Raw genomic sequence first — 22,721 nt, forward strand, 5'->3', positions numbered from 1 at the left:
TCATGGCTTTTCGTGAATTAGTTTTTACGGTCTCCGAGGATCTCGCTGAGAATCTCGGAGATGCTCTCATGGAGTTGGGCGCACTATCTATTTCCGTTAGCGATGCAGCAGCAGATACCGAAGCTGAAAAACCGCTATATGGTGAACCAGGTCTAACACCTGATCGCCAAGCTTGGGAACAATCTCAAGTAATTGCGCTCTTTGATGAAGAAGGTTTAACTGCCGCTGAAATATCTCTGGCGTTGACCGAAGAAGGCTTTCAAGTCAATGCTCCAACAGAGCGCAGTGTCGAAGAGCAAGATTGGGTTCGACTAACTCAATCTCAATTCGACCCAATTCAAGTGGGTCAACGCTTATGGGTAGTCCCGTCATGGCACGAAGCACCTAATGACCCTAACGCAGTATGTCTCGCGGTAGATCCCGGTCTAGCTTTTGGCACGGGCAGCCATCCCACAACCAAACTGTGTATGCAGTGGTTAGAAGAACATCCTGATTTAGGCAGCAAATCTCTTTTAGATTATGGTTGCGGATCTGGAATTTTGGCGATTGCTGCCAAACGTCTAGGCTGCGGCGATGCATTAGGCGTAGATATCGATCCGCAAGCTGTTATTTCTGCAAAAGATAATGCTGTACGCAATGAAGTGATAGTTGACTTCAGACTCCCCGAAGAAGATACGGTTAATAGCCAACATGACGTGGTTGTAGCAAATATTTTGGCAAATCCATTACAAGTATTAGCTCCTGCTCTTTGCCAGAGAATCGCCCCTCATGGACATATTGTTTTATCTGGCATCCTAGAAAGACAAGCGCAAGAAGTGATTGATACTTATCAACCATGGATTAATCTACATATTTGGCGAGAATGTGATGGCTGGGTTTGCCTCACAGGGCAACTGAACGACGCACAATCAGAAGCTCAAAAAAAAACTCTAAAAACAACTAAATCAGTTGATGCACAACCTAAAAAATCTCGCGTACTAACTGTTTTTTGTTTAGTTTTGCTCTCACTACTGGTTTTAGCCCAGCTTTTTTATCTAAGTAGGCATGGCTTGGCTCTGCAATTAGCAAAACTTCCTCCTACACTTCAAGAACCAAGCTTAAAAGTATTTCAAAAGATTGATGGTTGGCTTTGCCAACACTTACCTTGTGAAAATATTGCACTGCGCGATTTTTCGGCATGGGCAATAGAGCTAGCTAATTTAAAAATTAACCCTCCTGCGGCAGCAGGTTCATCAGTAACTGGCATCCTAGAGCTACAAATTAGAAATAAATTGAATGCTTATGTCGCTTGGCCACATATTCTTTTATCAATTACTGATGCCAACGATGCTGTAGTCACTGAAAAACTATTAAGTCCAAAAGATTGGTTACCAGAGGATGATCCATCAATTAACCCAAAAGGCTCTAAAGGGCCCGCGGAAGTCGCTGGCAATGTTTTGATGAGTCTACCCACCACCGCTGCAGGTTTCAGAGTGCGCTTGCTCTATGCCAGGGACAATCCACCCCAGATTAATAATGAAGAGTCAAAAGAATCTTCACCTCAACAAACCCCATCTTCAACGAAGGAATAGCATGTCTAGCTTAATTTGCGGCTCAATCGCTTACGACACAATCATGAATTTTGAAGGTCGCTTCCAAGATCAAATCTTGGCAGACCAAATCCATATTCTGAATGTGGCATTTTTAGTTCCAAGCATGCGTCGTGAATTTGGTGGCTGCGCAGGAAATATTGCTTACAACCATAAACTCTTGGGTGGCGAACCAATCATCATGGCAACAGTTGGAGGTGATGCGGGTTCTTACTATGATCAATTAGCCAAATATGACATCAGTGCCGATCACATTCGTGAGCTACCAGAGGCTTTTACAGCTCAAGCCATGATCACCACTGATCGTGACAACAATCAGATCACAGCATTCCACCCCGGTGCGATGGGCGAGTCTCATCTAAATAAAGTTGCCGATGTCATCACTCATCGCCAAGCAAAACAACTAAGCCTACCTAAAATTGCGATTGTGGCTCCAGATGGCAGGCAAGGCATGATTGAGCACTGCCAACAATTAGCTGATGCCAAGATTTCATTTATTTTCGATCCAGGTCAGGGTTTGCCAATGTTTGATGGCAAAGATCTGCTTGGTTTTATTGATCAAGCTACTTATGTTGCCGTGAATGACTACGAAGGTGAGATGCTGGCTCAGCGAACAGGTCTCTCTTTAGAAAAAATTGCCGAGCAAGTTGAAGCCCTGATTGTGACCAAAGGTGCTCAAGGCGCTGAAATCCATGCAAAAGGTAAGAAAATTGATATTCCAGTAGTTCCTGTTGCAAAAGCCATTGACCCAACTGGATGTGGTGACGCATTCAGAGGCGGATTACTTTATGGTTTAGAGCAAGGATTTGACTGGGAGACAACTGGCAGACTTGCAAGTTTGATGGGATCTATCAAAATCGCCAGCCAAGGTCCACAAAATCACCAACCCTCTCAAGATCAAATCAAAGCACAGTTCAAACAAGCCTTCGGCTACAGCTATTAATGAATCTCCCGACATTTTCGGGTTTTCCACTTTTTAATTACCAAAGAAAAAACCCGCTAAGGCGTTAAGCTCTAGCGGGTTTGATTCCCTTCCAGGAATCAGTCCCTAACGAATTAAGGACGTGAACCTGTTGGGAAAGGCCAAGCAGCAGCTGGATTCAAAACTGTCTTTGCAGAAGCAGAGGCAGCTTTAGCTACTGGCTTTTTAGCTGCTGGTTTTTTAGCAGCTGGCTTACTTACTTTTTTTTTACTACTTTTTTAGCAGCTTTTTTAGCAGCAGGCTTCTTAGCAGCAGCTTTTTTCGCTGGCTTTTTAGCAGCTACTTTCTTAGCAGCAGGCTTTTTAGCAGCAGCTTTTTTCGCAGCTGGTTTCTTAGCAGCAGCTTTTTTAGCAGCAGGCTTCTTAGCAGCTACTTTCTTAGCAGCAGGCTTTTTAGCAGCAGCTTTTTTAGCAGCAGGCTTCTTAGCAGCTACTTTCTTAGCAGCTGGTTTCTTTGCAGCTACTTTCTTAGCAGCTGGTTTCTTTGCAGCAGGTTTTTTCTTGGCAGTTGCCATATTAATCTCCTTCACGTGAGAGTGATTTACTAATACTACTGATTAAAGAGACCCGACCACACCAATTTCGTGTGAGCGAGCCATTCATCGGCGCGCCACTCACTTCACGTCGCACGCTAATGAATCCTGGAAAAAAAGCCGTGACCTCAAGAGGCGACGGCTTTTTAAATGAGTAAGAAGAATGTTTAGAACGGTTGAAAGAAAGAGATGACATCTCTCTCTGAGGTTTCAGAGCCTTGGTTTGGAACTCAAGTTGTTGGCTATTACCTATCAACCGTTTCTTCTCCTAGTTTTTGTAACTTTCGTGATACTACAACTTAAGAGATGCGTTGTCATCAAAAATTTTAAAAAAATTTACTCCCAGTTCAACGCACCACCAGTTTGATATTCAATGACACGAGTCTCAAAGAAGTTTCTTTCTTTCTTCAAGTCGATCATTTCACTCATCCATGGGAATGGATTCTCTTCATTTGGGAACATTGCGTCAAGTCCTATTTGCATACAACGTCGATTGCAAATGTAACGGAGATAACCTTTGAACATCGGCGCATTCAAACCAAGAACTCCTCTTGGCATGGTGTCTTCAGCGTAGCGATACTCCAACTCAACTGCTTTCTCAAACAAACCACGCAACTCTTCTTTGAACTCTGCAGTCCATAGATGTGGGTTCTCCAACTTAATCTGATTGATCATGTCGATACCAAAGTTGCAGTGCAATGATTCATCGCGCAAGATGTATTGATACTGCTCAGCAGCACCAGTCATCTTATTTTGGCGACCCATCGCTAGGATTTGCGTAAAACCAACATAGAAGAACAAGCCTTCCATGATGCAAGCAAACACAATCAAAGAGCGCAATAGCTTCTGATCATTCTCTGGCGTACCAGTTTTGAATGATGGATCAGTCAAAACGTCGATAAATGGAATCAAGAACTCATCTTTGTCACGAATAGAGGCTACTTCGTGATATGCATTGAAGATTTCAGCTTGGTTAAGGCCCAAAGATTCCACGATGTATTGGTAAGCATGCGTATGGATTGCCTCCTCAAATGCTTGGCGCAATAAATATTGACGGCATTCTGGAGCAGTAATCTGACGATATGTGCCCAAAACAATATTATTCGCAGCCAATGAGTCAGCTGTCACAAAGAAACCCAAGTTACGCATGATGATGCGACGCTCATCATCGGTTAGACCATTAGGGTCTTTCCAAAGAGCAATATCGCGCGTCATATTGATTTCTTGAGGCATCCAGTGGTTAGCACAACCAGACAAATACTTTTCCCAAGCCCACTTATATTTAAATGGCACCAACTGGTTCACGTCCGTCGAACCATTGATGATGCGTTTGTCAGCCACGTTTACACGACGAGCAGCCGCATCTTCAGGATTGATACTTGCTGATGGCGCCGAAGCTGATGCCATTGGCATTGGCATCGGACGGTTAGGCAATAAATTGCTTTCTACCGCTGCGGCCGGTGTTATTACGGGAGCCGCGCTAGCAACTGGCATTGCCGCTGGTTCTTCATCCCAATTCAACATAATGTCTTCTCCAAATTCTTTCTTAACTGCAATTATTTTTTAACTATACGACTTATTGGCAAGCTTCGCATTCATCGAAACCAGGATCACCAGGACGCATTGTGCAAACTGGACCATCCGCCTCAACTGCTGCAGGAGCTGCTGACAAAGTTGGATCACCGTTTGAAACTGCATTCAATGCACCACCTTTCACAGTTGACTTCTCAACGTGAGTAGCTGAAATCGTGCGCAAGTAATATGTTGTTTTTAAACCACGCAACCAGGCCAATTTGTATGTGTCATCCAATTTCTTGCCTGAAGCACCAGCCATGTAAATGTTGAGTGACTGAGCTTGGTCAATCCATTTTTGGCGACGTGAAGCAGCTTCAACCAACCATTTTGGTTCCACTTCAAATGCTGTTGCATACAAGTCACGCAAATCTTGAGGAATGCGATCGATTTTTGACAATGAACCATCAAAGTACTTCAAGTCAGCAATCATCACTTCATCCCACAAACCACGAGCCTTCAGATCGCGCACCAAGTAGTCGTTCACCACTGTGAACTCACCAGAAAGGTTAGATTTCACAAAAAGGTTTTGATAAGTTGGTTCGATACAAGCTGAAACACCAATAATGTTAGAAATTGTTGCTGTTGGTGCAATCGCTACGCAGTTAGAATTACGCATACCAAATTGCTTGATACGGCTACGCAAACTTGTCCAGTCCATCTTAGAAGACATGTCTACTTCTACATAGCCACCGCGTTGCTCAGCCAACAACTTCACAGAGTCTTGTGGCAGGATGCCGCGATCCCACAATGAACCCTTATAAGTCTGGTAAGTGCCACGCTCTTCTGCCAATTCTGTAGAAGCTAGGTATGCGTAGTAGCAAACTGCTTCCATAGACTCATCAGCAAACTGAACTGCTGCATCACTAGCGTATGGAATACGCAACATGTGCAAGCAATCCTGGAAGCCCATGATGCCCATACCCACTGGACGATGCTTCAAGTTAGAGTTACGAGCCTTAGCAACAGCGTAATAGTTAATATCAATCACGTTATCCAACATGCGCATTGCTGTACGGATCGTTTTTTGTAGTTTTTCATGATCAAGAACTAATTGACCATTAGCGTCTGCCTTCAAATGCACCGCCAAGTTCACAGAACCCAAGTTACAAACAGCAATTTCTGAATCATTGGTGTTGAGCGTGATTTCTGTGCACAAGTTAGATGAGTGAACCACGCCAACGTGTTGTTGTGGGCTGCGAACGTTGCAAGGATCTTTGAAAGTGATCCATGGGTGGCCAGTTTCAAACAACATACCCAACATCTTGCGCCACATATCCAAGGCATTAACCTTCTTAAATGGCTTAATTTCGCCATTAGCAGCTTTTTGCTCATAGGCTAAGTATGCTTTTTCAAACTCTAGACCAAACTTATCATGCAAATCTGGGCATGTTGATGGCGTGAACAATGTCCACTCACCTTTTTCCATCACACGCTTCATGAATAAGTCAGGAATCCAGTTCGCCGTGTTCATGTCATGCGTACGGCGACGATCGTCACCTGTGTTCTTACGCAATTCTAGGAATTCTTCAACGTCTAAGTGCCATGTTTCTAGGTAAGCACAAACTGCTCCCTTACGTTTACCACCTTGGTTAACAGCAACAGCTGTGTCATTCACAACCTTCAAGAATGGCACCACGCCTTGAGATTTACCATTTGTACCTTTGATATGGCTACCTAGAGCACGCACGCTTGTCCAGTCGTTACCCAAACCACCAGCAAATTTAGACAACAGAGCGTTTTCTTTCAAACCTTCATAAATACCATCTAAATCATCTGGAATTGTTGTGAGGTAGCAGCTAGATAACTGTGAACGCAATGTTGCAGAGTTAAACAATGTTGGCGTGCTTGACATGAAATCAAATGTTGAAAGGATTTCATAGAACTCAATGGCACGATCTTCACGGTTTACTTCATTTAAAGCCAAGCCCATCGCCACACGCATGAAGAAAGCTTGTGGCATTTCAATGCGGTGATCTTCGATATGCAAGAAATAGCGGTCATACAAAGTTTGCAAACCAAGGTAGTTAAATTGCAAGTCACGGTCTGCTTTAAGAGCGGCGCCCAACTTAGCCAAGTCAAATGTTAATAACTTTTGATCCAACAATTCCGCATCAACACCTTTTTTGATGAATTGTGGGAAATAGTTGATGTACTCAGCAGCCATCGCAGCCTGAGGTACTTCGCGACCCAAGATCTCTTTACGGATAGTGTGCATCAAGATACGAGCCGTTACTTGGCTGTATGCAGGATCTTTTTCGATCAAAGTACGTGACGCCAAAATAGCTGAGTCATAGACTTGAGCCATTGGCACGCCTTCGTACAAGTTTTTGATTGTTTCTTTGATGATTGGCTCTGCATTCACTGCATTACCCAAACCTTCGCATGCTGCCTGAATCACCATTTGTAGTGCTGCCATATCTAATGGCTTAACCACACCGTTATCAGTCACATTCAAACCTGGGTGATCAATCACTGGTGCAACAGGTTGTGCTGCCACTTGTGCTGCACGCTCTTGATTACGCTTTTCACGATAAAGAACATAAGCACGAGCTACGTTGTGCTCACCACTACGCATTAATGCCAACTCAACTTGGTCCTGAATATCTTCAATATGGAACGTGCCGCCATTTGGTCGGCTACGCAACAATGCGCGCACAACCACTTGAGTTAACTGTTCAACTTGTTCACGCACACGTGCTGAAGCTGCACCTTGACCACCGTTTACTGCCAAAAATGCTTTAGTTACTGCAATCGCAATTTTTGATGGCTCGAATGCCACCACTGAACCATTACGACGAATAATTTTGTAATCAGATAATTGTGTTGCTTGTGCACCACCAACTCCACCTGCAGTAAATCCTTGCGATGGGGTTTGACTAACTTGACCAGCTTGGCCAGCAAATGGGCTTGTTGTTTGGCCAGTAACTTGTGGGTCTACGTAGGTCATTCGGACTCCTATATCTATATATATGTATTAATTAGGCAAAAAAGCTGTTCTTTTTGGGGTTTTTCAATGGCTATTCGCCGTTTAGAACACTACATTTAGTGTTTTACTAGCGACAACGGTACTAAGTATAGGATATTTATGTGACATTTGATAAGCGTTTTTTTAATAAAAATACCTATCGGAATCCCTAGTATTGGGCCAAATATTGGGTATTTTTGGCACTATTTTGGGGATAAAAATTGACTGAAAATAGTGTGTTAGTGCTTGCTAACCTAGCAGCCTAATAGATACTGATTGAGACATTACGATCTGTTATTCAGACCATAAGGAAGTTGTCTTTCTGGAATATCAGCCATGGCTGAAAAATGTTGCCAATCAAAATGAATTCCGGGATCTGTTTTACGACCAGGTGCCACATCACTGTGACCCGCATACGCTGCAATTGGGTATGCTTTTTTCAAAACATGAATCAAATTTTTTAGAGATTGGTACTGTGCTGGCTGAAACGGCAAATCATCTGTTCCCTCTAACTCAATGCCAATCGAAAAGTCATTGCATCGCTCACGACCAAAGAAATTTGATACTCCCGCATGCCATGCGCGGTGCAAGGTAGATACAAATTGTTGCACCTGACCATCACGTTTAATTAAGAAATGACTCGATACTTGGCGATCCGCAATTTCTGCGAAATATGGGTGAGCTTTGGGATCTAACTTATTTTGAAAAAAATCAGCGATGTAATTACCCCCAAATTGACCAGGTGGCAAACTGATGTGATGAATTAACACCAATTCAACAGGCATACCCTGTGGTCGATCATCGTAGTTTGGTGACTTAACCCACTCTGCCTCACCCCACCAACCTTTTGGATCAATCGCTACACGATGTTCTTTAGAGCAATATGCGCCAAATCCTTCACCTTGAGGAAATCTTAATCCGCAGTGGGGACATTGCTGCATAGCGGCTTGCGCGCGTTTTTCTGATGCAGGTTTTGCACTTGATCGTTTATTTTGCTCTAGCTGAGCGTAACGCCACCAAATAACTAGGCCCGTCAGAATTAAAGTGAATAACAGCCATTTCATCGCTGAATTAACACTTCCAAAACAAAACGGCTACCTACGTACGCTAACAGCAATACGGCAAATGAACCTAGAACCCAGCGAACGGCAGTCAGACCTCGTAAACCGATGCGCCAACGCGCAATCAATAATCCAGCAAACATCCCCCACGACAAAATGCCAAAAACTGTCTTGTGATCCCAAAACAAAGCTCTACCGAACAAGGTTTGACTAAAAAATAAACCAGAAAAAACAGTTAGGGTTAATAAAACGAATCCAACAGATAAGATTCTGAACAAGATGCTTTCCATGGTCATCAATGGCGGTAAATGATTACCCCATCTTGCAAAAAAGCTATTACCCTTGTCATGGGTTGGCATATGTAGATGACGATCCTGCCAGTGCATCAAGATTGCATGCAAGGCTGCCAAACTTAATAAACCATAGGCAATATTCGCAACAATGAAGTGCGCTCTGAACCAAGGATCATGAACAGCTCTTTCAGACAATAAGTAGCCTGCAAACAATACTGGCAAGATGCCACAGATACTTGCGGCAATCAAAACCACCGCACGCAAACCCTTCATTGGCAAATACCAACTCTCAAACCAAAAAAAAGTCACACCAATCCACGCCATCATGGATAAAGCCTGGGCAAAACCAAAAATAAATCCCTGAGAGGTAAAAATAGACTCATGCAGAATCAAGCCATGCAGCACAATGACTGGTAATAAAAGCCACTGAGACTGGTTTGATACCAGTGGAGAGCCTTGATTCTGCTCAGATTTTGGAGAGTAAACCCTGATTTCTTGCCAAAAAAACAAGAAATATAAGATGCTGGGTAACCATGCGAGGCTGGGGTGACCTAAAATATTCATATCTACAGTTTAATGCTCATATGTTTCAAAATCTAACAGACCGTTTAAGTCGTGTGGTTAAAACCATGCGCGGCCAAGCTAGGCTTACCGAAGAAAATACTGCGGAAATGCTGCGCGAAGTACGTTTAGCTTTATTAGAAGCTGACGTAGCTTTGCCTGTTGTCAAAGAACTTATCACCAAAATTAAAGAAAAAGCACTTGGTGAAGAAGTTATTGGCAGTTTAAGCCCTGGTCAAGCTTTGGTTGGTGTAGTTCAAAAAGAACTCACAGCCATCATGGGTGACCCTACTGCTGGCAAACTGAATTTAGCTGCACAACCACCCGCCATTATTTTGATGGCAGGTCTACAAGGTGCAGGTAAAACAACTTCTGTTGGTAAGTTAGCCAAATGGCTCAAAGATACTCAAAAGAAAAAAGTATTAACAGTCTCATGTGACGTGTATCGCCCTGCTGCGATTGCTCAATTACAGATGGTGTCAGAGCAAGCTGGAGCAGATTTTTTCCCAAGTACTGAGTCACAAAAGCCAAGTGAAATTGCGAGAGATGCTCTTGATTGGGCAAGACGTCACTACCATGATGTATTGATTGTCGACACAGCCGGTCGATTAGGCATCGATGAAGCCATGATGCAAGAGATTCAATCGTTGCATCAATTGCTCAACCCAGTCGAAACATTGTTTGTGGTTGATGCCATGTTGGGTCAAGATGCCGTTAATACCGCGAAGGCATTCAATGACACACTACCCCTCACTGGCGTGGTTCTGACAAAGCTAGATGGTGATGCTCGTGGTGGTGCAGCTTTATCTGTTCAACAGATCACTGGTGTACCGATCAAATTTGCCGGTGTTGCTGAAAAACTAGATGGCTTAGAACCTTTCGATGCTGAACGCATGGCCAGCCGCATTCTGGGCATGGGTGATATCTTGGCGCTTGTTGAGCAAGCACAAAAGAATGTGGATATCGAGCAAGCTCAAAAACTAGCTGATAAGGTAAAAAAAGGTGGTTTTGACTTAAATGATTTCCGCATGCAAATCAGTCAAATGCGACAAATGGGCGGTCTTGGCAATTTAATTGATAAGTTACCAGCTCAATTTGCTCAAGCTGCAGCCAAACAAGATATGAGTGTTGCTGATAAGCAGGTGCGTCGCACTCAAGGCATTATCGACAGCATGACCCCTCAAGAAAGAATGAAACCAGAACTTCTTAAGGCAAGTCGCAAACGTCGCATAGCCGCAGGTGCAGGTGTACAAGTTCAAGAAGTGAATCGAGTTTTGGCTCAATTTGAACAAATGCAAACCATGATGAAACAATTTAAAGGCGGCAAGATGGCACGCATGCTTGGTGGCATGGCGGCCAAAGGCATGGGCGGGATGTTTAAACGCTAATTTAAGTATTTTCAAATACAAAAAAGCCTGTCAGTTTGAAATTGACAGGCTTTTTTGTTAATGCTGAATACGTGTGATTAACGTGGATTAGTTAATGGCCAATTTTGCCTTGACTGAGTCAATCACTTTGTTGGCTACTTCAGCAACTGGAACATTAGTGGCCTCTGTATCAGTACGAGCTTGGAACTCTAATTGACCTTCTTTAAGACCACGTTCACCAATCACAACACGATATGGCACACCAATTAACTCCCAATCAGCAAACATAGCACCAGGACGCTCGCCACGATCATCCAAAATTACCTCAATACCAGCGGAAGTTAATTCTTGATACAGCTTGTCAGCCGCCTCTCGCACCATGTCAGAACGGTCATAACCCATTGGGCATAACACCACTTGGAATGGCGCAATTGATACTGGCCACATGATGCCGCGATCATCAAAACACTGCTCAATCGCCGCACCTAATAAACGTGTCACACCAATACCGTAACAACCCATCACCATTGGTTGAGATTGCCCTTTTTCATCCAAGTAAACAGCATTCATTGATTCTGAATAACGTGTACCTAATTGGAATACGTGCCCCACTTCAATACCACGACAAATCTCAAGTGTGCCCTTACCATCTGGTGATGCGTCACCAGCAATCACATTACGCAAATCTGCAATGATTGGCTCGGGTAAATCACGACCCCAGTTAACACCAGTTAAATGATGTCCTTCTTGGTTAGCTCCGCAAACAAAATCACTCATTTGCGCAACAGTTCTGTCAGCCACAACAGTTAACGGTTTTTTCGTTTTCACAGGCCCTAAATAACCAGGAGGCGTACCAAAGTAGTCAATGATTTCTGCTTCAGTTGCAAAACGGAAATCAGTTAAACCTGGCACTTTGCTTGCCTTAACTTCATTTAATTCATGATCACCGCGAACTAATAACAAAAATAATTGTGGGCCAGCTTCTTGATCAACAGCTAGAACAATCGATTTAACGGTCTTGTCTAAAGGTAGCTTTAAGAATTTAGCAAGATCTTCACACTTGCTTTGTCCTGGCGTTGGCACCAAAGTGACTTCTTGAGTTGGTGCGGCACGATTAGCTATCAGTGACAAAGCTTCCGCAGTTTCAATATTGGCTGCATAGTCTGATGTAGGGCAATAAGCAATCGCATCCTCACCAGTTTCTGCAATCACATGAAACTCTTGGCTACCTGTACCGCCAATGGCACCATTGTCTGCATTAACTGCTCTAAAGTTAAGTCCTAAACGCTTAAAAATACGTGTGTATGCCTCAAACATCTTCGCATATGAGACCTGCATCCCTTCAACATCACGGTCAAAAGAGTATGCGTCTTTCATACAAAACTCTCGACCACGCATGATGCCAAAGCGAGGGCGACGTTCATCACGGAATTTAGTCTGAATTTGATAGAAGTTCACTGGCAACTGCTTATAACTTTTGATTTCATGACGAGCAATATCAGTCACTACTTCTTCAGAGGTTGGCTGAATCAAAAAATCACGGTCATGACGATCCTTGATGCGTAAAAGTTCAGGCCCCATCTTGTCCCAGCGACCGGTTTCTTGCCAAAGCTCAGCTGGTTGAACCACCGGCATCAATAACTCAACAGCACCGGCACGATTCATTTCTTCTCGAATAATGCCCTCGACTTTACGGATAACCTTTAAACCCATGGGCATATAGTTATAGATACCGGCACCCAATTTACGGATCATGCCAGCACGCATCATAAGCTTGTGAGAAACGATTTCTGCGTCAGCTGGGGCTTCTTTTAAGGTTCTAATAAAAAACTGAGATGCTTTCATGGTTCACTTTATAAAATATATGGGTTAGCTATATAGCTATAATCAATTTATTGATTTTAAAGGATTAAAGGATTAGGGCACGAATATGCTCGACAGAGAGGGATATAGACCCAACGTCGGCATCGTTCTACTCAATCAACGTAACGAAGTATTTTGGGGGAAACGTGTTGGCCAACATTCTTGGCAATTCCCGCAAGGCGGCATTCAACACGGTGAAAACCCAGAACAGGCGATGTATCGTGAGTTGCATGAGGAGATCGGTTTAGAGCCGCAACACGTTCAAATTATTGGACGTACTCGTGAATGGCTGCGTTATGACGTGCCAGCTGAGTTCCTGCGTCGATCTAATTCTTCATCAGGTCGCCGTACGACCCGTCAAGCTTACCGAGGTCAAAAACAAATTTGGTTTTTATTACGCATGGTAGGTCGTGATAGCGATGTGTGCCTACGAGCCACTGACCACCCAGAATTCGATGCATGGCGTTGGAGCCCCTATTGGATTCCATTGGATGTTGTGATTGATTTTAAGCGCGAGGTTTATGAATTAGCTCTATCAGAGCTAGCCAGATACATTGCGCGGGGCCCAAGAATGATGATGATGCCATGGGGATCCCCATTGGATCTTTATAGATCAAACCCACATGATGCGAAAAAAGATTCGGAGAACTCTTGATCAAGAATCAACCATATATGAATTTATTGAAATATCTTTTGTGCTCTTTGGCTATGATTAGCTTAAGCGCTGCAGCTCAATACAGAACTGCAGATCCTGCTGATGAAAATGATCCGGATGCCCCACGCTTTTGGGAAGAAACTCAAGTCAAGATTCCAACTGCGCCACCATCAAAAGATTTAAAACCTTTTTATGTGTCACCAAACACACCTCTAACATTTGCTATTGATGCCAATTCAATTGCTTTTGGAAAAGATGATGTAATTCGTTACGTCATTGTTATCACTAGCCCCGCCGGCGCCAAGCAAGTGACTTACGAGGGTATCCGCTGTGAAACTCATGAGTGGCGTTTATATGCAACCATGCAAAAAGATGATCAATGGGTCAAAACACCAAATAGTCGTTGGCAAGCAGTTAGAAGCAATAGCTATAACCGCTATCACTCAGCTTTAATACAAGACGCATTTTGTGAAAATTCAATTCCTCGCAGAAGTGCGAAAGAAATTATTCCGTTTTTAAAACCTTAGTTACTTAATTAGTTTTTATTTTTTAGCAGTCAATTGAGAACCAATTGACTCGCCATTAGCTAGGCGCACTAAGACGTTAGTTTCCAAGCCAGAAGCAATCACAGTACTGGCTCCAGACTTAGCTGCCAACTTCGCTGCTAATACTTTGGTCAACATGCCACCTGTACCAATATCACTACCGGCACCGCCTGCCATAGCTTCCAATTGCGCATCACCCGCTACAGCATCCTGAATTAATGTAGCTCGAGGATCTTTACGAGGATCAGCGCTATATAAACCACCTTGATCAGTCAAAATAACTAAAGCATCTGCCTCAATTAAGTTTGTTACTAAAGCGCCCAATGTGTCGTTATCACCAAATTTAATTTCATCAGTCACAACTGTATCGTTTTCATTGATGATTGGCACAACACCATGTTTCATCAAAGTTAACAATGTCATACGGGCATTTTGGTAACGCTGCTCATCTGCCAAGTCAGCATTAGTCAACAACACCTGCGCTGTACGAATGCCATACTTTGCAAAAGATGTTTCATAGACTTGCACTAAGCCCATTTGACCCACTGCTGCTGCAGCCTGGAGCTCATGAATATCTGTTGGTCTTTTTGACCAACCCAAGCGTTGCACACCTTCAGCAATTGCTCCTGAGCTAACCATAACAACTTGCTTGCCCATGTTACGCAGTTCAGCCGTTTGAGCAGCCCAACGTCCAATCGCATCATGATCAAGTCCTTGGCCACGATTAGTTACCAATGTTGAACCTACTTTAATCACAATGCACTGGGCATCTTGTATTGCTCTGCTCACCAACTGCTCCTATAACTTTTATAGTTAGTCGTTAATTTCTTCGTCGTCAGCATCATTACTCTGAAAACGTACATCCGCATCATGTTCTTCAGCCTCATCACGCTCTTGACGCTTTGCATCCAAATCTTTTTGGATCGCGTAACAAAGTTGTTGGCAACCCTCACCTGTCAATGCAGAGATCTCAAATACAGGGCCTTTCCAACCATATGCTTTGATGAATGCTTTTACTTTTGCTGCACGATCTTCTTCAGCAATCATGTCGACTTTATTTAAAACCAACCAACGTGGCTTGTCGTATAAAGACTCATCATACTTTTTAAGCTCGTTCACAATCGCTTTTGCTTCACCAACAATATCAACGTTTTCATCAAACGGTGCCATATCGACTAAATGCAACAATAAGTTTGTACGTTGCAAGTGTCTTAAAAAGCGATGGCCTAGGCCTGCGCCTTCTGCTGCACCTTCAATCAAACCAGGAATATCCGCAATCACAAAACTGCGCTCCGCTCCAACCCTCACCACACCTAAATTAGGATGCAAGGTTGTAAATGGGTAATCTGCAATTTTTGGACGTGCATTAGATACTGCTGTAATCAATGTAGATTTACCAGCATTTGGCATACCTAATAAACCAACATCGGCTAATACTTTTAACTCTAATCTGAGCTTGTGTTCTTCGCCAGGCAACCCACTGGTCTTTTGTCTTGGCGCACGATTGGTACTGCTCTTGAAATGCAAGTTACCCCAACCGCCCGCACCACCCTTGGCTAAACACAATCTTTGACCGTGATACGTCAAGTCAGCAATCACCTCGTTGGTATCCATGTCATGAATGATTGTGCCAACTGGCATACGCAACTCAATATCTTCACCAGCTTTGCCATAACAATCTGAACCACGACCAGGCTCACCATTTTGAGCTAAGTGTTTTTTTGCAAAGCGGTAATCAACCAAGGTATTGATATTTCTATCTGCAATTGCATACACGCTACCACCCCGACCGCCATCTCCGCCGTCAGGACCGCCAAATTCGATAAATTTTTCGCGACGCATAGAAGCACTGCCAGAACCACCATGGCCTGCAACTACTTCAATACGGGCTTCGTCGATAAATTTCATAAGATCCAATAAAAAAGGCCTCGCTATTTGGCGAGGCCTTATGCTGAGTTCTGAATGTTCTTCGTTATCTCAGTTAAGGCTAATTAAGCGCTCGGAAGTACAGAAACGAAAGATTTCTTATCTGCACCTTTAACGCCAAATTGAACATGACCATCTACCAATGCGAACAATGTGTGATCTTTACCACAACCAACGTTCACACCAGGGTGAACGCGTGTACCGCGTTGGCGAACAATGATGCCGCCTGCATTGATGGCTTGACCGCCATAAACTTTAACGCCTAATCGTTTTGACTCTGAGTCACGGCCGTTACGTGTTGAACCGCCGCCTTTTTTCTGTGCCATTTTCTACTCCGCCTCTGCCTATTAGGCCTTGATGGTGTTAATCAAAATTTCAGTAAAGTTCTGACGATGACCTTGACGCTTTTGGTAGTGCTTGCGTCGACGCATCTTAAAAATCTTCACTTTGTCATGACGACCCTGAGAAATAACAGTGGCTTTAACAGCTGCACCACTAACCAACGGCTCACCAAACTTTAGTGATTCGCCTTCGCCTACGGCGAGAACTTGGTCAAGAGTGATTTCGCTGCCTACATCCGCTGGTATCTGTTCTATTTTCAATTTTTCGCCAGCAGCAACTTTGTATTGTTTGCCACCGGTTTTTATGACCGCGTACATATTGAAATCTTTCTATTAAATAACTACCCGACCCCATGTCGAGTAGAGCCTTAGATTATAGCCCTAGCTTAATTTCTAGTCAAAAAGTAGAATTGATACCTCTGTAGTTGATTTATTGCTAGTTTTTATAATAAAACTTAATTAATTCAATGAGTTAAACTGCAGTTAATTAGAAAACATCAAAGATAAAATGTTAATGAGCACTAACTTACAAACAATTCTCAGCCCAATTTCAGGGGATATGCAGGCCCTCAATGGGGTTATTAGAGATCGTTTGAGCTCAGAAGTTGCTCTTATTAATCAAATATCTGCCTACATTATTGAAGCAGGCGGCAAAAGAATTCGACCAGCATTATTGCTATTAACCAGTCAGGCCATAGCTAACGGTCAACCAGTTCAACATCATTTAGACATGGCGGCAGTTGTTGAGTTTATTCATACCGCTACATTGCTACATGATGACGTAGTGGATGAGTCTCATTTACGTCGTGGTCGCGCAACTGCAAATGCTGCATTCGGGAATGCCGCTAGTGTTCTAGTAGGAGATTTTCTATATTCAAGAGCGTTCCAAATGATGGTGGCGCCCAATGAATTAAAAATCATGCAGATTTTGGCTGATGCCACCAATACGATTGCCGAAGGTGAAGTACTGCAACTCATGAACATGCATGACCCTGATGTGAATGAAGAACGTTACATGCAAGTAATTCATTACAAAACAGGTAAATTATTCGAAGCATCTGCAGCATTAGGCGCACTTCTTGCTAAAGCAACTCCGGAACAATATGCTGCGGCAGAAGCTTATGGCAGACATATTGGCTCAACATTCCAATTGGTTGACGATATTTTGGATTACACCGCTAGCGCAGAACAAATGGGTAAAAATGCAGGTGATGATTTAAGAGAAGGTAAACCTACACTTCCACTCATCTATTTACTTGATCACGGCACAGCCGAGCAAAAGAAATTAGTGCGTCACGCGATTGAACAAGCTGATGAGTTGCCAGAGGACATGTTCCAACAAGTTTATGAAGCCATCATGGCGTCAAATGCAATCACATATACAGAAGAAACAGCAAAACGAGAAGCTCAATTGGCTAAAGAAGCTCTAGCCTGTTTCCCAAAAAATGAAGCCACTCAGAGCTTGATTGACTTGTGTGATTATTCTCTCAAGCGGTCAACATAGTTTGTTTGACCCCTCTGGGAAAAAGTAGCTCTCACCATCATTAGTCTTTAGTTCTAAAAATTTTATTCCGTATAGATTTTCCAAATCTATACGGTTAACTTTATTCATGGGTTGATCAAAGTTCATCAGCCCTTCTTTGATAAAAATTACCCGATCAAAATAATGTAAAGCGTGATTAACATCATGCAAGATTGCGATCACAGTTAAAGCTCGTTGCTTGGCAAAATCACATAAATTTGAGAGTAAAGCTATTTGTAAATAAGGGTCTAAGGCAGCAAAAGGCTCATCGACCAGTAAAAGACCTTCACGCACAGTCCACATTTGGGCAAAAATTCTTGCAAGTTGTACGCGAGCCTTTTCACCACCGGACAAAGTCATATATGGTCGCCCTGCTAAATGAGATGCCATGGCACTACTGAGAGAATTTTTGATTAGTTTTTTAACTTCCGGTTCAGATATATTTTTCTGATTTAAGCATCCAAGCCCAACAATTAAATCAACTGAAAAATCAAAGCCAATCTCTTGCGCTTGAGGCAATACAGCCCGATAGAAACTCAGCTCTTGATATGACCAATCAAGTATCGACTTATTTAAAAAATATATTTCACCAAAATCTAGATCAATATCTTTTGCTAATAGCTTTAAAAAAGTAGATTTACCTGAACCGCTAGGACCAAGCACTGCAATACGCTCACCCTTTTCTACATGCAACTCAGCAATATAAATGCCTGACCTATTAGACTTATCAGAAGCCTGGTCGATATGCCAAGTTTTCTTAATGCCTAAAATCTGAAGATACTTACTTTGAGAAATAGAATTAATCATTTCTTAATCCAAGACTTAATGATTCTTTTTATTTAACAAATATAAGAAATACGGCGCACCAATCAATGCCGTGAAAATCCCTACTGGCATTTCAGTAGGTGCTGCTAAGTTTTTAGCTAGGGTATCTGCGATGACTAACAAAAGTGCCCCCATCAACATCGAGATGGGCAAAACAATTCGGTGATCTGCGCCAAACAGAACTCTGACAATTTGCGGAGCAATGAGACTAATAAAACCAATAACACCACTTGTAGCAACGCAAAGTCCACAAAGTAAAGCAATGCACAAAATGGTTACAACTTTGATACGAGGTAAGTTAACTCCTATGTGCTGTGCCACAGCATCACCCATGGCTAAAGCATTCAATTGCGAGGCCAATCTAATAACCACACCAAGCCCTACTAGAAGTCCGACTATCAGTATCCAGAATGAAGCCCAGTTAACACCCGACAACGACCCCAAAGTCCAAAATGTGAAGCTTCGTAACTGTTGATCATTAGCCAGATATATACACAATCCAATCATGGCTGAAGCCAAGGCATTTAATGCCAGCCCACATAACAATAGGCTAGATATAGAAACCAAGGACATGACTTTTGAGAGTAATAACAAAATCTGGCACATCAATGCAGAGCCAAAAAATGCCACAACTGGATAAAGCCAATATTGAATGAACTCACCTGATTCAATTAAGTAATTTGATGAAGGGGCAAAAATCATCATCACGGCAATGGCTAGTGCTGCACCACTTGTGATTCCTAGTAATGCAGGATCTGCTAATGGGTTTCTAAATAAAGCTTGTGTTAGAGATCCGCATAAACCTAAAGAAGCACCTATAGCCATCGCTGCAAGTACTCGCGGCAATCGGATATCTATCAAAACATCTAACGATCTAGATGATTCAATTCTTCCGTCCAACAAGGCATAAATATCAAGCCAAGATATTTCAACTGGACCAATTAAAACCGACGTGATGACAACTAGCATGAATATGCATGCAAGGCTCATCAAACCAACTGTCGTACTGATCTTATTAGACAAGTAGCGCTCGCCTCAATTCAAGAACAGTTTCAGGCAAGCGCGGACCAAAACCCAGCAATTGATTAGCATCAATAGATACAAATCGATGGTTTCTTACTGCTGCCACTGAACCTAAGGAACGATTTTCTAATAGTCCTTGCAAACCGCCTAAGATGTTCTCGCTTTGCTTTGTCATCAGGATAATGTCTGGATTAGCCTCAATAAATACTTCAACGTTTAATGGTTTGTATCCAACATAAGAGGTCATGGCATTTATCCCGCCGGCATATTGAATCATTGCAGCTGCACCCGTATCTCGACCACTCACCAACAAACGAGATGCCTGATGTGATAGCAGAAATAGAACTTTAGGTGGATGCTTAATCACCGGTTGATTCAGATATGCCGCACGCCAGGATTGATTTAAGCGCTGAATTAATTTTTCTTGGGAAACTATCGCCTTACCAATACTTGATATTTCTCTAACTCTTTTTATCAAGCCATTAAAGCTATATTCCGAATCCAGTATTTGAAAATTGATTTTTTTATTACTTTTTATTGCTCTAACAAATGCTGGCGGCCCCACGTCTTCAGTAGCCAATATATGAGTAGGACTCAAAGATAAAACTCCTTCTACGGATAGAGTTCTTGCATAACCTACGCTTGGGTATTTTCTAACTTCTAGCGGATAGTTAGATGTTGCATCAACTCCTACCAAATATTTTTGCAAGTTCAATTCATAAATAATTTCTGTGATCGCACCACCTAAAGAAACAATTCTTATTGGGCGCTCTCGATTTTGATTGGCATAAGAAGGCTTAACTAGACTTAATAATCCTAACCCCAATAAACGCTTTGAAAAATTTCGACGGGTGGCGAGTATCATAAGTCATACCTCAGCGTCACAGAAATGTTTCTTCCAGGACCTGTGTAGGCATCAAGAACTGGAGATGCAGCTTCTACACCCCTTACATCCGACCATCGCCAATATTTCTTATCGAATAAGTTACCAATACCCACATTTAGATTTAAATCTTTTCTAGGTTGCCAATTCGCCTTCAAATTAAATACTGAATATGCTGGAGCAACATATTGGGCAACTTGCATTCTCGTTTGCGTATCCGTTACCGTTCCCACATCCGATGGTTTTTTCGACCATGTATGCAGCCATTGACCGGTAATACCCCAGTTTTGACGTTGATAGCTCAAGCCTAAAGATGCTCGCATAGGCTGAATGGTGTCTATGGGTTGATTTTGACCCCCACTTGATGTGGCCTTCCCCTTTGAATAAACCCACCCAGAAGTTAGAGTCCAATGACGTTTAAACAAGGTCTCAAATCTGACATCCAAACCTTGAATTGTTGCCTGACTACGATTTAGGTATTGATAAATCAATGGATCACCGGATCTTCCAGATCCACCAACTATCTGTTGCTCAATAAAATCTTTGTAATGATTACTGTAGCCAGCAATCGTATATCGCGACTTCTGCCATTTACCCTTGATACCGACCTCAAGACTATTTGCTTTTTCTGATTGAAGATTTGGATTGCCGATACTGGTATAGCCATGCCTCAAATTGCTAAAACCATTATTAACTTGATCTTGTGTAGGCGCACGAAATCCTTTTGACCATGTTATGTATGGTTTTGCATAAGGTTGCAACTTCCACACTCCTGAGATGCTAGGAGATATAGCGGAATCATTCAAATTGACTATTGGCAAACTATAGCCAGCTTGAGATGACTTAAATTGATAATGATCTAATCGAATCCCTGGAATGACACTGAACTTATCTGTGTCTAACTCCAGTTGACCATATATGGCAAAAAGATTTCTTTGCGTATCAGGGAAATACTTCACCTGATCGTTGTAGTCACCTGTTCGTTTAACTGATTGGACAATTTTTGATTGTTGGATATCAAGTCCATATGTCCACTTTTGTAAGTTAATCCCCTCTTTGTAATTTACCCAATGCGCATTCAATCCAAATGAATTGTCAGAAAGATTGTTATCTCTACTTCTATCAATCTGACGGTCTTCAATTGATAGCTGGTTAACTGCAGCCTTTTGTAACCACAACTTGAATGAAGACTCATCTTCAAAACCAAATATGGTTTGATTAGTCACCAGATCTAAAGAGATGCGCTGGCGCTTTAGCCAATCTTTTGCTTGATGATCAAAGACGCTAGATGTTCTAGCGGTATAGACATTCGTGTGACGATTTTTTGTAACATCCTCTAGAGTTAAAAGCATGTTTTGCTTAGGTCTGAACTGCCTTTCTAGCTTAGCCAACAGGTATCTTTGATTGTTATCTTCAGGATTTGGCTTTGTGCGAAGAGCATCAGGTGTATCTAGTTGACCTTGGTTACTCATTTGAGAACTTGAGGTAAGTGATGAAACTAACAATGCATTCCAGTCAGAACCTTTCCTTGCCCAATGGATAGCACCAGTTGATGATTGATTAACTGAACGATATCCAACTTTGATAGCGGCTGAACTATCTCCCCCTTTTAATAAATCATTAGCGGTGATCGTTTTAAAGTTCACTGCCCCAGCCAAGCCATCACTGCCATATTGTGTTGACGAAGGCCCCTTTAACACCTCTATCTGACCAATACCTTCCAACTCAACATAATCACCACGACCAACTGAAGCCGAGGAGTAATCAAATGAATGAGGCATACGAATACCATCAATCATCATCAACACTCTATTACCCTCAAGACCTCTAATATTGATACTTTCTTGCCCAGTACGCCCCACTCCAGATGAAACACCAAATCGTGCTGTTTGTGATCTCACTTCAATATCTAAATCTTCACTAAATAGCTCTTTGATATCTTTGCTATTTCTACGATTAATTTCATTGTTATCAATTAGAACTACAGAGTGCGGCACATCAGTGATCAAACGATCCCCTTTAGTTGCAATGACCGAAATTGGTTCTAGAGAACTTAATTCTGCGTACAGGGCTTGATTGAAATTTGAAGCTGATGATGTGGCAGAAAATGAACTGCCCGCAATAATCACCAACCAATGAATGGTTTTACTCGAAGACACAACAGCCTTTCAATTTAATACACTGGCTGGCGACTAAACTGGCTTGCTTGTGTC

18 protein-coding genes and 2 pseudogenes are annotated in these 22,721 nt (G+C 42.5%); 6 read left to right on the top strand and 14 right to left on the bottom strand.

Going from position 1 to position 22,721, the window contains the following annotated elements; translation table 11 throughout:
* Positions 1 to 2 precede the first annotated feature (2 nt).
* Positions 3 to 1,571: a 50S ribosomal protein L11 methyltransferase gene (gene prmA / locus CFR83_RS08480; RefSeq protein ID WP_088812566.1), complete on the top strand. Its 1,569-nt coding sequence runs from the start codon at positions 3 to 5 to the stop codon at positions 1,569 to 1,571.
* 1 nt (position 1,572) lies between these two features.
* On the top strand, positions 1,573 to 2,532 hold the full coding sequence (locus tag CFR83_RS03400) for a carbohydrate kinase family protein (protein ID WP_088812567.1): 960 nt from the start codon (positions 1,573 to 1,575) through the stop codon (positions 2,530 to 2,532).
* A 113-nt stretch (positions 2,533 to 2,645) separates the two neighbouring features.
* Here CFR83_RS03400 and CFR83_RS03405 read toward each other — a convergent pair.
* The 5 genes and pseudogenes from CFR83_RS03405 to CFR83_RS03425 all read right to left on the bottom strand — a co-directional run bounded on the left by CFR83_RS03405 (position 2,646) and on the right by CFR83_RS03425 (position 9,561).
* Positions 2,646 to 3,085: pseudogene (locus CFR83_RS03405) on the bottom strand (histone H1-like DNA-binding protein).
* Between the two features lie 354 nt (positions 3,086 to 3,439).
* Positions 3,440 to 4,627: a ribonucleotide-diphosphate reductase subunit beta gene (locus tag CFR83_RS03410; protein ID WP_088812569.1), complete on the bottom strand. Its 1,188-nt coding sequence runs from the start codon at positions 4,625 to 4,627 to the stop codon at positions 3,440 to 3,442.
* Positions 4,628 to 4,679: 52 nt separating this feature from the next.
* Positions 4,680 to 7,625: a ribonucleoside-diphosphate reductase subunit alpha gene (locus tag CFR83_RS03415; protein ID WP_088812570.1), complete on the bottom strand. Its 2,946-nt coding sequence runs from the start codon at positions 7,623 to 7,625 to the stop codon at positions 4,680 to 4,682.
* A gap of 302 nt (positions 7,626 to 7,927) precedes the next feature.
* Positions 7,928 to 8,707 (bottom strand): 1,6-anhydro-N-acetylmuramyl-L-alanine amidase AmpD, encoded by a 780-nt coding sequence (ampD, locus tag CFR83_RS03420; protein WP_341476332.1) that lies wholly within the window; start codon positions 8,705 to 8,707, stop codon positions 7,928 to 7,930.
* Positions 8,704 to 9,561 (bottom strand): cytochrome C assembly family protein, encoded by an 858-nt coding sequence (locus tag CFR83_RS03425; protein WP_088812571.1) that lies wholly within the window; start codon positions 9,559 to 9,561, stop codon positions 8,704 to 8,706. The genes ampD and CFR83_RS03425 overlap by 4 nt, the downstream gene beginning before the upstream one ends.
* Positions 9,562 to 9,581: 20 nt before the next feature.
* On the opposite strand from CFR83_RS03425, the gene ffh reads away from it, so the two are divergent.
* Complete coding sequence (gene ffh, locus CFR83_RS03430) at positions 9,582 to 10,946, top strand: signal recognition particle protein (protein ID WP_088813186.1); 1,365 nt, start codon at positions 9,582 to 9,584, stop codon at positions 10,944 to 10,946.
* Positions 10,947 to 11,033: 87 nt separating this feature from the next.
* Here ffh and CFR83_RS03435 read toward each other — a convergent pair whose 3' ends face one another.
* Positions 11,034 to 12,770, bottom strand: coding sequence for a proline--tRNA ligase (locus tag CFR83_RS03435; protein ID WP_088812572.1), 1,737 nt, complete (start codon positions 12,768 to 12,770; stop codon positions 11,034 to 11,036).
* Positions 12,771 to 12,855: 85 nt separating this feature from the next.
* On the opposite strand from CFR83_RS03435, the gene CFR83_RS03440 reads away from it, so the two are divergent.
* Both CFR83_RS03440 and CFR83_RS03445 read left to right on the top strand, forming a co-directional pair.
* Positions 12,856 to 13,443, top strand: a complete 588-nt coding sequence (locus CFR83_RS03440) for an RNA pyrophosphohydrolase (protein ID WP_088812573.1) — start codon at positions 12,856 to 12,858, stop codon at positions 13,441 to 13,443.
* Positions 13,444 to 13,496: 53 nt separating this feature from the next.
* Positions 13,497 to 13,970 (top strand): CNP1-like family protein, encoded by a 474-nt coding sequence (locus CFR83_RS03445; RefSeq protein WP_165765047.1) that lies wholly within the window; start codon positions 13,497 to 13,499, stop codon positions 13,968 to 13,970.
* A 21-nt stretch (positions 13,971 to 13,991) separates the two neighbouring features.
* Here the strand turns inward: CFR83_RS03445 and proB are convergent.
* The 4 genes and pseudogenes from proB to rplU all read right to left on the bottom strand — a co-directional run.
* Positions 13,992 to 14,777: pseudogene (gene proB / locus CFR83_RS03450) on the bottom strand (glutamate 5-kinase); the annotation flags it as partial.
* 24 nt (positions 14,778 to 14,801) lie between these two features.
* Complete coding sequence (gene obgE / locus CFR83_RS03455) at positions 14,802 to 15,896, bottom strand: GTPase ObgE (protein ID WP_088812576.1); 1,095 nt, start codon at positions 15,894 to 15,896, stop codon at positions 14,802 to 14,804.
* A gap of 83 nt (positions 15,897 to 15,979) precedes the next feature.
* Positions 15,980 to 16,240: a 50S ribosomal protein L27 gene (gene rpmA / locus CFR83_RS03460; RefSeq protein WP_088812577.1), complete on the bottom strand. Its 261-nt coding sequence runs from the start codon at positions 16,238 to 16,240 to the stop codon at positions 15,980 to 15,982.
* 21 nt (positions 16,241 to 16,261) lie between these two features.
* A complete protein-coding gene (gene rplU / locus CFR83_RS03465) occupies positions 16,262 to 16,573 on the bottom strand; it encodes a 50S ribosomal protein L21 (protein ID WP_088812578.1) in 312 nt (103 codons plus the stop codon).
* 190 nt (positions 16,574 to 16,763) lie between these two features.
* On the opposite strand from rplU, the gene CFR83_RS03470 reads away from it, so the two are divergent.
* Entirely contained in the window at positions 16,764 to 17,759 is a 996-nt protein-coding gene (locus tag CFR83_RS03470) for a polyprenyl synthetase family protein (RefSeq protein WP_423808372.1), read from the top strand.
* On the opposite strand, the gene CFR83_RS03475 is transcribed toward CFR83_RS03470, so the two are convergent.
* From CFR83_RS03475 to CFR83_RS03490, 4 genes are read right to left on the bottom strand one after another with little or no spacing between them, the layout of a single operon-like run.
* Positions 17,751 to 18,584, bottom strand: a complete 834-nt coding sequence (locus tag CFR83_RS03475) for an ATP-binding cassette domain-containing protein (protein WP_088812579.1) — start codon at positions 18,582 to 18,584, stop codon at positions 17,751 to 17,753. The two genes, CFR83_RS03470 and CFR83_RS03475, sit on opposite strands and share 9 nt — an antisense overlap.
* A gap of 15 nt (positions 18,585 to 18,599) precedes the next feature.
* Complete coding sequence (locus tag CFR83_RS03480; RefSeq protein WP_088812580.1) at positions 18,600 to 19,625, bottom strand: FecCD family ABC transporter permease; 1,026 nt, start codon at positions 19,623 to 19,625, stop codon at positions 18,600 to 18,602.
* Complete coding sequence (locus CFR83_RS03485; RefSeq protein ID WP_088812581.1) at positions 19,618 to 20,490, bottom strand: heme/hemin ABC transporter substrate-binding protein; 873 nt, start codon at positions 20,488 to 20,490, stop codon at positions 19,618 to 19,620. The genes CFR83_RS03480 and CFR83_RS03485 overlap by 8 nt, the downstream gene beginning before the upstream one ends.
* Entirely contained in the window at positions 20,487 to 22,667 is a 2,181-nt protein-coding gene (locus CFR83_RS03490) for a TonB-dependent hemoglobin/transferrin/lactoferrin family receptor (protein ID WP_088812582.1), read from the bottom strand. The genes CFR83_RS03485 and CFR83_RS03490 overlap by 4 nt, the downstream gene beginning before the upstream one ends.
* Between the last annotated feature and the right edge of the window lie 54 nt (positions 22,668 to 22,721).

The sequence above is a fragment of the Polynucleobacter victoriensis genome (assembly GCF_900187875.1).
Taxonomy (GTDB): Bacteria; Pseudomonadota; Gammaproteobacteria; order Burkholderiales; family Burkholderiaceae; genus Polynucleobacter; species Polynucleobacter victoriensis.

Excerpts from the sequence above, each read along its gene's own strand:
- ampD (WP_341476332.1), bottom strand. The coding sequence starts at position 8,707 with ATGAAATGGCTGTTATTCACTTTAATTCTGACGGGCCTAGTTATTTGG.
- prmA (WP_088812566.1), top strand. The coding sequence starts at position 3 with ATGGCTTTTCGTGAATTAGTTTTTACGGTCTCCGAGGATCTCGCTGAG.
- CFR83_RS03400 (WP_088812567.1), top strand. The coding sequence starts at position 1,573 with ATGTCTAGCTTAATTTGCGGCTCAATCGCTTACGACACAATCATGAAT.
- rplU (WP_088812578.1), bottom strand. The coding sequence starts at position 16,573 with ATGTACGCGGTCATAAAAACCGGTGGCAAACAATACAAAGTTGCTGCT.
- CFR83_RS03440 (WP_088812573.1), top strand. The coding sequence starts at position 12,856 with ATGCTCGACAGAGAGGGATATAGACCCAACGTCGGCATCGTTCTACTC.
- CFR83_RS03485 (WP_088812581.1), bottom strand. The coding sequence starts at position 20,490 with ATGATACTCGCCACCCGTCGAAATTTTTCAAAGCGTTTATTGGGGTTA.
- CFR83_RS03410 (WP_088812569.1), bottom strand. The coding sequence starts at position 4,627 with ATGTTGAATTGGGATGAAGAACCAGCGGCAATGCCAGTTGCTAGCGCG.
- CFR83_RS03475 (WP_088812579.1), bottom strand. The coding sequence starts at position 18,584 with ATGATTAATTCTATTTCTCAAAGTAAGTATCTTCAGATTTTAGGCATT.
- ffh (WP_088813186.1), top strand. The coding sequence starts at position 9,582 with ATGTTTCAAAATCTAACAGACCGTTTAAGTCGTGTGGTTAAAACCATG.
- obgE (WP_088812576.1), bottom strand. The coding sequence starts at position 15,896 with ATGAAATTTATCGACGAAGCCCGTATTGAAGTAGTTGCAGGCCATGGT.
- CFR83_RS03425 (WP_088812571.1), bottom strand. The coding sequence starts at position 9,561 with ATGAATATTTTAGGTCACCCCAGCCTCGCATGGTTACCCAGCATCTTA.
- rpmA (WP_088812577.1), bottom strand. The coding sequence starts at position 16,240 with ATGGCACAGAAAAAAGGCGGCGGTTCAACACGTAACGGCCGTGACTCA.
- CFR83_RS03435 (WP_088812572.1), bottom strand. The coding sequence starts at position 12,770 with ATGAAAGCATCTCAGTTTTTTATTAGAACCTTAAAAGAAGCCCCAGCT.
- CFR83_RS03445 (WP_165765047.1), top strand. The coding sequence starts at position 13,497 with ATGATTAGCTTAAGCGCTGCAGCTCAATACAGAACTGCAGATCCTGCT.
- CFR83_RS03470 (WP_423808372.1), top strand. The coding sequence starts at position 16,764 with ATGTTAATGAGCACTAACTTACAAACAATTCTCAGCCCAATTTCAGGG.
- CFR83_RS03415 (WP_088812570.1), bottom strand. The coding sequence starts at position 7,625 with ATGACCTACGTAGACCCACAAGTTACTGGCCAAACAACAAGCCCATTT.